This window comes from Shinella sumterensis (assembly GCF_004514425.2).
Classification (GTDB): domain Bacteria; phylum Pseudomonadota; class Alphaproteobacteria; order Rhizobiales; family Rhizobiaceae; genus Shinella; species Shinella sumterensis.
The window spans coordinates 38,957-46,961 of record NZ_MYFN02000020.1 but is presented as its reverse complement, the minus strand read 5'-3'; the positions used below and the strand labels follow the sequence as shown (position 1 = coordinate 46,961).

At 65.2% G+C, this 8,005-nt stretch carries 6 protein-coding genes and 1 pseudogene; 1 reads left to right on the top strand and 6 read right to left on the bottom strand.

All coding sequences use genetic code 11. The features are described from left to right. A pseudogene (locus B5M41_RS24470) lies at window positions 1-638 on the top strand (IS5 family transposase); the annotation flags it as partial. 119 nt (window positions 639-757) lie between these two features. Here B5M41_RS24470 and B5M41_RS24465 read toward each other — a convergent pair. Genes B5M41_RS24465 through B5M41_RS24440 form a run of 6 tightly spaced genes read right to left on the bottom strand, consistent with a single transcriptional unit; the run spans window position 758 to window position 7,964 of the window. Beyond that, window positions 758-2,053, bottom strand: a complete 1,296-nt coding sequence (locus B5M41_RS24465) for an amidohydrolase family protein (RefSeq protein ID WP_134651607.1) — start codon at window positions 2,051-2,053, stop codon at window positions 758-760. 15 nt (window positions 2,054-2,068) lie between these two features. Continuing rightward, window positions 2,069-3,013, bottom strand: a complete 945-nt coding sequence (locus tag B5M41_RS24460; RefSeq protein ID WP_134651605.1) for an ABC transporter permease — start codon at window positions 3,011-3,013, stop codon at window positions 2,069-2,071. Next, window positions 3,010-4,059, bottom strand: coding sequence for an ABC transporter permease (locus B5M41_RS24455; protein ID WP_134651603.1), 1,050 nt, complete (start codon window positions 4,057-4,059; stop codon window positions 3,010-3,012). The genes B5M41_RS24460 and B5M41_RS24455 overlap by 4 nt, the downstream gene beginning before the upstream one ends. Further along, window positions 4,049-5,569: an ABC transporter ATP-binding protein gene (locus B5M41_RS24450; protein ID WP_134651601.1), complete on the bottom strand. Its 1,521-nt coding sequence runs from the start codon at window positions 5,567-5,569 to the stop codon at window positions 4,049-4,051. The genes B5M41_RS24455 and B5M41_RS24450 overlap by 11 nt, the downstream gene beginning before the upstream one ends. After that, the gene (locus tag B5M41_RS24445) at window positions 5,566-6,969 is read right to left on the bottom strand and encodes an amidase (protein WP_134651599.1); all 1,404 of its coding nucleotides are present in this window, start codon (window positions 6,967-6,969) and stop codon (window positions 5,566-5,568) included. The genes B5M41_RS24450 and B5M41_RS24445 overlap by 4 nt, the downstream gene beginning before the upstream one ends. An 8-nt stretch (window positions 6,970-6,977) precedes the next feature. Further along, the gene (locus B5M41_RS24440) at window positions 6,978-7,964 is read right to left on the bottom strand and encodes a BMP family protein (protein WP_134651597.1); all 987 of its coding nucleotides are present in this window, start codon (window positions 7,962-7,964) and stop codon (window positions 6,978-6,980) included. Window positions 7,965-8,005 lie beyond the last annotated feature (41 nt).

Genomic DNA, 8,005 nt, shown 5'->3' with positions numbered 1-8,005 from the left:
CGTTATTCGCAACGGTCTCCGGTGGAAGGACGCGCCGACTGGCTACGGTCCGCATAAGACGCTCTACAACCGCTTCATTCGCTGGAGCCGGCTCGGCGTCTTCGACCGGATCTTCGCCGTTCTCGCCGGCAAAGGGCCGAAACCCGAGCGTATCATGATCGACGCGACGCATCTCAAGGCTCACCGCACCGCGGCGAGCCTGCTCAAAAAGGGGATGTTCCCCGCCGTATCGGGCGAACAAAAGGCGGGCTGAACTCGAAGCTCCACACCGTTTGCGACGGTGACGGACGGCCGATCATCCTGCTCCTATCGGAAGGCCAGATGAGCGACCACAAAGGCGCCCGTCTCGTCCTCGACGCCTTGCCGCCAGCCTCTCATCTGATCGCCGACCGCGGCTACGACAGCGCCTGGTTGCGCCAGGAACTGGAAGCACGAGACATCGAGCCGTGCATCCCCTCGAGCCGAAGCCGCAAAGTCCCATACGCCTGCGACACCGCCCTTTACCGTCAGCGCCACAAGGTCGAGAACCTGTTCGCAAAACTCAAGGACTGGCGCCGCATCGCAACTCGCCACGACCGATGCGCCCACACCTTCTTCTCGGCCATCTGCATCGCTGCAGCGTCATTTTCTGGCTCTAACAAGTCCTGAGACTAGTCGACTGGGTGTCGGCCGCTCATCCAGATGTCTCGCCTGTCATAAGACGATTATGGTTTGACGAAGCTACCCAGCGTCAGCCTATGATCCCGCGGACCTTCTGTCACGATGGCTCCTTGGGCACGTAGTCGCGGCCGGGATCGATGCTCGCCGGCCGGCCGTCGAGGAAGAGTTCGCCGATCCGCGGCGCGCTGCGTGAGATCACCTTGCCGCCCTTGACCACGGCCAGGCGGATCGGCTTCAGCCGCAGCGCCTCGATGACGTCGGCGGCCTGGAGCACGATCAGGTCCGCCTTGCAGCCCACCTCGATACCGTAGCCTTCAAGACCCATGGTCCTTGCCGAATTGACAGTCAATGCATCGAAGATCTTCTTCTTGTCCTCGATCCCGCCCATCTGCGCCACATGGATTGCCATGTGGCCGACCTCGAGCATGTCGGCAGAGCCCATCGAATACCAGGGATCCATGGTGCAGTCCTGGCCGAAGGACACGTTGAGCCCGGCGGCCATCAGTTCGCGCACCCGCGTCATGCCGCGTCGTTTTGGATAGGTGTCGTGCCGGCCCTGCAGCATGATGTTGATTAGCGGGTTAGGGATGACGTTGATCTCGGCTTCCGCCATCAGCGGGATGAGCTTGGAGACGTAATAATTGTCCATGGAGTGCATGGAGGTGAGGTGGGAGCCTGCCACGCGTCCCTGCAGGCCATGGCGCACCGTTTCCGCCGCCAGCGTCTCGATGTGGCGGGACATCGGATCGTCGGTCTCGTCGCAGTGGATATCCACCGGCAAACCGCGCTCCGCCGCGATCCGGCACAGCGCCTCGAGCGAGCGTCGTCCATCGTCCATCGTGCGCTCGAAATGCGGAATGCCGCCGACGATGTCGAGCCCCATGTCGAGTGCGCGCTTCAGCGATGCCTCGCCTTCGGGCGCACGGTAGTAGCCGTCCTGCGGAAAGGCGACGAGCTGCAGCGTGATGTAGGGCGCCACCCGTTCACGGACCTCGATCAGCGCCTCGGCGGTGACGAGGCGCGGGTCGGACGTGTCGACATGGCTGCGGATGAAGAGCAGGCCCTGGCTGACGGCGAGATCGCAGTAGCGCAGCGCGCGCTCGACCAGCGCTTCCTTGGTCAGAAGCGGCCGCAATTCGCCCCACAGCGCGATGCCCTCGAGCAGCGTGCCGGAAACGTTCATGCGCGGCATGCCGAGCGACAGCGTCGCGTCCATGTGGAAATGCGGATCGCAGAAGGGCGGGCTTGCCAGCCGTCCTGTCGCATCGATCTCCTCGTCCGCGACGGCATCGATCCGCTTTTCGATGGTCGCGATGATGCCGTCCTTGAGGCCGATGTCGAACCCTTGGCGGCCGTCGGGCAGGTTGGCATTGCGGATGATGAGATCGAACATGGTGTTATCCTCCGTTCAGCGCTCGCCGCGCCGATAGGGTTGCATGAGGGCCTGCGGCACGCGGGCGCGTCTGGCCATGACAGCCAGCGCCGCGATCGACAGGACGTATGGGATCATCAGGAAGAGCTGGTAGGGAACCACACCGCCCAGAACTGTCTGGAGCCGCAGTTGGAAGCCATCGAAGAAGGCGAAGAGCAGGGCGCCGAGCAGGGCACGCTGTGGCCGCCAGGAGGCGAAGACGACGAGCGCGATGCAGATCCACCCGCGCCCCTGGACCATGGTCGGAAAGAAGCTGTTGAAGGCCGACAGCGTCAGGAAGGCGCCGGCCATGCCCATCAGCGCGCTGCCGGCAATCACCGCCCCGTAGCGAACCACCATGGGATTGATACCCTGCGCCTCGGCAGCATGCGGATTTTCACCGGTCATGCGGATCGCAAGGCCCAGCGGCGTGCGGAACACGAGATAGGCGAGCGCCAAAGCAATCAGGATCGCGGCATAGGTCGGCGGTGTCTGGCTGAAGACGGCCTGGCCAAGGAAGGGGAGGTCGCTCAAGCCGGGAATATGAATGGGCTGGAAGGGTGTGATCGTCGGGGGCGTGCCGGCGACCGGCACGAGAAGGCGGAAGACATAATAGCTGAAGCTCGAGGCAAAGAGTGTGACACCGAGACCGGAGACATGCTGCGACAGGCCAAGCGTGACGGTCAATCCCGCATGCAGCAGGCCGAAAAGTCCTCCGGCGAGCGCAGCGACGAGGAAACCCGTCCACAAATCCGCGCCGTTGTAGACCGCCAGCCAGCCGATCATCGCGCCGAAGGTCATGATGCCCTCTATGCCGAGATTGAGGACACCGGCCCGCTCGCATAAGAGCGCGCCGAGCGTGCCCAGGATCAGCGGTGTTGCGATGCGCAGGACGGCCGCCCACAAGCCGGCGGAGGCGATGATGTCGAAGACGGCGCTCATCGGCGGATCCTGTACTGGGTGAAGAAGACGGCGATCAGCATCGTCAGGAGCGAGAGGGCGACGATGACATCGGCGATATAGCTCGGAATGCCCATGGCGCGGCTCATGCCATCCGCACCAACGAACATGGTGGCGGTGAAGAGGCCGGCAACGACGACCCCGAGCGGGTTGAGGTTGGCCAGCATCGCCACGACAATACCGGAATAGCCGTAACCCGGCGACAGGTCGGTCGTCACATAGCCCTTGACGCCCATGACCTCGACGGCGCCCGCAAGTCCAGCCAGTCCTCCGGACACGCAGGCGACGACCACAAGCGTGCGGCCGAGCGGAACGCCGGCGAACACCGCGCCCTGCGGGTTAAGGCCGGCGGCGCGCGACTGTATGCCGAACACCGTGCGCGACTGGACGAAGGCCAGCACGAGGGCCAGCACCACGGCGATGACGAGGCCGAGATTGAGGCGGGAGCGGGCGAGGAGCTTCGGCAGCATCGCGGCGTCGGCTACCGATTGTGATTGCGGCCAGCCGAACGCCGTCGGGTCCTTCAGGACGGTGTCGATGAGCATGGACACGAAGAGGACGGCGACGAAGTTGAGAAGCAGCGTCGTGACCACCTCATCGACCGAAAAGCGCAGCCTGAGCCACAGCGGCACCAGAAGCAGGATCATGCCCGCGACCGCGCCCATGATCAGCAGCGCCGGGATCTGCAAGGCGGACGGCCAGCTGCCGATGAGATGCGAGCTCGCCCAAGCGACGGTGATCGCGCCGAGATAGAGTTGTCCTTCGCCGCCGATGTTCCATAACCGCGCGCGAAAGGCGACGGCGGCCGCAAGGCCGGTGAGGATCAGGGGCGTGGCGCGGGTCAGCGTTTCCGTCGCCGAGAGACGCGAGCCGTAGGCACCCTTCAGAATGTTCCAGTAGGCTTCGAAAACCGGTGCACCGGCAATCGCGATGAGGATGCCTGCAATCGCCAGCGCGGCAACGACCGCAATCAGCGGTGTCGCGATGACCAGCGCGACCGGCCTGTGTTCGCGTCTTTCAAACCGCATGTGCCGTCTCGCCTTCCCATTCGCCGGCCATCATCAGGCCCAGTCTGCGCGTAGAAGCCTCCTGCGCCGGTATCGGCGGGGAGAGCCTGCCGCCGACGATCGCCTGGATACGGTCGGCGAGTGCCATCACCTCGTCGAGGTCTTCCGAAATCAGCAGCACCGCCGTGCCCTGCCGCCGCGCGTCGAGGATGCGTTCGTGGACGGCGGCCACCGCGCCTTCGTCCAGCCCGCGGGCGGGCTGGGCGGCGATAAGGATGCGCGGCCTGTCGATCAGATTTCGCCCCAGGATCAGTTTCTGCATGTTGCCGCCGGACAAAAGCCGGATGCGGCTTGCCGGTGATCCGCCGCGCACGTCGAACGTGTCAATGATCGTCTGCGCGAAAGCCATGCCAGCCTGGCGATCCACCAGCCCGTGGCGCGAGAAGCTCGACAGACGTTCCAGAATGGCATTTTCCCAAATGGCCATCTCGCCGATGGCGCCGTCCTTGTTGCGGTCTTCCGGGATCCGGCCGATTCCCGCGGTGACCGCGTCCTTGACGCTCAACGCGTCGACAGGCTGGCCGAACAGAAGCAGGTCGCCGCTCGCCATGGCGGCGGTGCCCGACAGCAGCTGTGCCAGTGCCGCCTGGCCGTTGCCAGACACGCCGATGATGCCAAGCACTTCGCCAGCACGAAGCCGAAAGTCGACGGCCTTCAGGCGATCGACCCCGCCGATCCTGACAGTGACCGCGGCGGCCTCCAGTACCACGTCGCCGGGGTCCGATGGCTCGCGCACCGGTCGTGACACCGCACGGCCGACCATCAGTTCGGCCAGTTCCGGCTTGCTGGTCTCGGATGCGCGGCGCTCTGCAACGTGGCGTCCGCCGCGCAGGACGACGATCCGGTCCGCGGTCGACATCACCTCGTCCAGCTTGTGGGAGATGAAGATCAGCGACAGGCCCTGCGCCGCCATGTCCTTCAATGTAGCAAACAGGCGCTCGGCTTCGATCTGCGTCAGGACCGCCGTCGGCTCGTCGAGAACGAGGATGCGGGCCTCGTTGTAAAGCGCCTTCAGGATTTCGACGCGCTGCTGCTCGCCAACCGACAGGTCGCCAAGCCGCGCGTCCGGATCGACCTTCAGCCCGAACCGTTCCGAGATCGCCAGCAGCTTCGCCCGCGCCTCACGGCGGCGGGAGCGCGGCGACCACAGGCTTTCGGTGCCCGTCGTGACGTTTTCCAGCACGGTCAGGTTGGGTGCCAGCGCAAAATGCTGGTGCACCATGCCGATGCCCGCGCGGATGGCTGCGCGCGGCCGACCTGCCGGCAGTTCCTGTCCGTCCACCATGACGCGGCCGCTGTCGGGAACGTAGTGGCCGAAGAGGATGCTCATCAGCGTCGTCTTGCCCGCACCGTTCTCACCCAGCAGGGCGACGATTTCGCCCTTGTCCAGCGACAGGGAGATATTGTCGTTGGCAAGGGTCTGGCCGAAACGCTTGCTGACGTTCTCGATCTGGAGAACCGGTGTGCTCATGCGGGCCATCCTGCGATTGGAAACCGGTGTTGCCAGCGGCCATCCTGCTCCAGAAGGCCGGCAAGCTGCAAGAGCAGGGCGTCGGCGCCCATCGGCGCCATCAACTGGACCGGCAATGGCAGGTCCGCGGCATCGGCGCCGAAGGGAAGGGTAAGCGCCGGGAAGCCGGAGGCATTGGCGATCGTCGCGAGCGGTGCAAAGGCCGCCATTCGTTCGAAATGAAGGTCTGTGTCCCGGTGATCGCTTGGAAAGGAGCCCACGGGGAGCGGTGCCGAAGACAGGATCGGGCTGATGAGGCAGTCGATGTCGTCGAAAAGCCGCCGCAGGTCGCGGCTGACCAGGACCATCGCGTTGAGGCTTTGCCACAGGCCTCGCGCCGGCAGGGACAAGCCGCGCTCGATGACGGCCTGCGTCAATGGTTCGGTCTTGCCGGCATCCAGATCAAAGCGAGCGATCGTGTCGGCGAGATTGAGGCAGACGATGTCGACGAAGGCGCGGCGGCTTGCCGATGCCATACCGTGCACGGCCTCGAAGGAGATGGGGACGAGCTGGTGGCCGGTAGCCTCCAGTGCGCGGGCGGCCTCCTCGATGACCGCTTGTCGCGTGGCGTCCGTCGGATGGTCGGCGCCGGTGTCTGTCAGAACGCCGATCCGTAGCCGCCCATCCCGCTGCTTCTGCATTTCAACCGGCGGAAACGGGCCGCGCGCGTTGCCGGAAAGCGCTGCCAGTGCCGCTGCGGTATCGCGCACGGAGCGCGTCACGACCAGTTCGGCGGCGATACCGCCCAGGTGATTGCCGAAATGCGGCCCCGCCGGCATCAGTCCACGGCTGGGCTTGAGACCGACGAGCCCGCAACAGGCGGCCGGAACGCGGATGGAGCCGCCGGCGTCGGTGGCGTGGGCGATTGCGACGATGCCGGCCGCAACGGCGGCCGCAGCGCCGCCTGAGGAGCCGCCGGCCGAAAGGTCAGGCGCCAGCGGATTGCGCGCGATCGGGCCGATTGCCGGTTCGCTGGCGAGCGACAGGCCGAATTCGGGACTTGTGGTGAGGCCGAAAAGACAGAGGCCAGCGGCACGGAAACGCTTGGCAAGGTCGGAATCCACCAATCCGCCGCGCCGCGCCATCAGGCGCGATCCCGCGGTTGTTGGAAAACCGGTGAACGGCCCGCCGAGGTCTTTGCCAAGCGTCGGTACGCCGGAGAAGGGCAGTGTGTGGCGGACATCCCCCGGCAAAACATCAATGGCGTCGGCGGCCGTCAGACCCTTATCTGCGTCCTGATAGGCGACGGCGCCCAGGCTTTCCCAGGCCGAAGACGCTGAAAGGGAGGCCTGCATGGCCTCCCGGCTGGTGGTCCGGCCGCCGGCAATAGCCTGCGCCAGCGCTGTTGCATCCGCCTGCATCGAACCGTTTACTTCGGTTCGTCCATGATGCGCGGGACTTCGAAGGTGCCCGCCTTGATCTCGGCGCGCTTGGCCTCCATCGCAGCTTCCGCTTCGGCAGGCGCCACACCCTTGACGAAGACGATGTCGCTGCCGCCTTCCTTCATCAGGCCGTAGGCGGTGTAGTCGCGGCCGGTCGGCTTGCCGGCGGCCACGTCGGCGAGCGCCGCGTTCAGGATCGGGCGGAAGTTCCACAATGCATTTGCGAAGACGGTGTCGGGATAGCGCGGCGTGTAGTCGATCAGCGACCCGACTGACTTGATGCCGCGCTCCTTGGCGGCGTCGGCGGTGCCGATGCGCTCGCCGAACAGAATGTCGGCTCCGGCGTCGATCTGGGCCAAGCCGGCCTCGCGCGCCTTCGGCGGGTCGAAGAAGGTGCCGATGAAGGTGACGAGGTGCTTGGCATCCGGATTGACGGCCTTGACGCCCGCACCGAAGGCATTGATCAGCATGTTCACTTCCGGGATCGGCATGGCGCCGACGGAGCCCACGACGTTCGACTTCGTCATCTTTCCGGCCAGCATGCCGGCGAGATAGGCGCCGTCGAAGTTCCAGGTGCCGAACACGCCGAAATTATCGCCGGCTTCCTTGCCGCTCGATCCCATGACGAAGGCCGTCTCCGGATAGTCGGCGGCCACTTCGCGCGCCTGCTTCTCCACGGGGAAGGTTTCGCCGATGATGAGCTTCGCGCCCTGTTCGGCATATTCGCGCATCGCGCGCGGATAGTCGGTGCCGGAGACGCCTTCAGAAAAGACGTATTCGATCGCACCTTCCGCCGCGGCGTCCTGGAGCGCCTTGTGCAGCACCGAATTCCAAGCGTTTTCCACCGGTGAGCCATGGATGCCGGCGACCTTGACCGCCGCGGCAGCTCGTGCGGAGGGTATGAACGCGGAGGCACTTAGAGCGAGGCCGGAGGCAAGCACGCCACGGCGGGAGATAAGCAGTTTGTCGATCATCGATGAGTTCCCCGGTTTTTTACCAATTGATAAATCGATAG

Bases quoted from the DNA above. Each gene is read 5' to 3' on its own strand.
- B5M41_RS24465 (WP_134651607.1), bottom strand. From the start codon at position 2,053: ATGTTCGATCTCATCATCCGCAATGCCAACCTGCCCGACGGCCGCCAA.
- B5M41_RS24460 (WP_134651605.1), bottom strand. From the start codon at position 3,013: ATGAGCGCCGTCTTCGACATCATCGCCTCCGCCGGCTTGTGGGCGGCC.
- B5M41_RS24455 (WP_134651603.1), bottom strand. From the start codon at position 4,059: ATGCGGTTTGAAAGACGCGAACACAGGCCGGTCGCGCTGGTCATCGCG.
- B5M41_RS24450 (WP_134651601.1), bottom strand. From the start codon at position 5,569: ATGAGCACACCGGTTCTCCAGATCGAGAACGTCAGCAAGCGTTTCGGC.
- B5M41_RS24445 (WP_134651599.1), bottom strand. From the start codon at position 6,969: ATGCAGGCGGATGCAACAGCGCTGGCGCAGGCTATTGCCGGCGGCCGG.
- B5M41_RS24440 (WP_134651597.1), bottom strand. From the start codon at position 7,964: ATGATCGACAAACTGCTTATCTCCCGCCGTGGCGTGCTTGCCTCCGGC.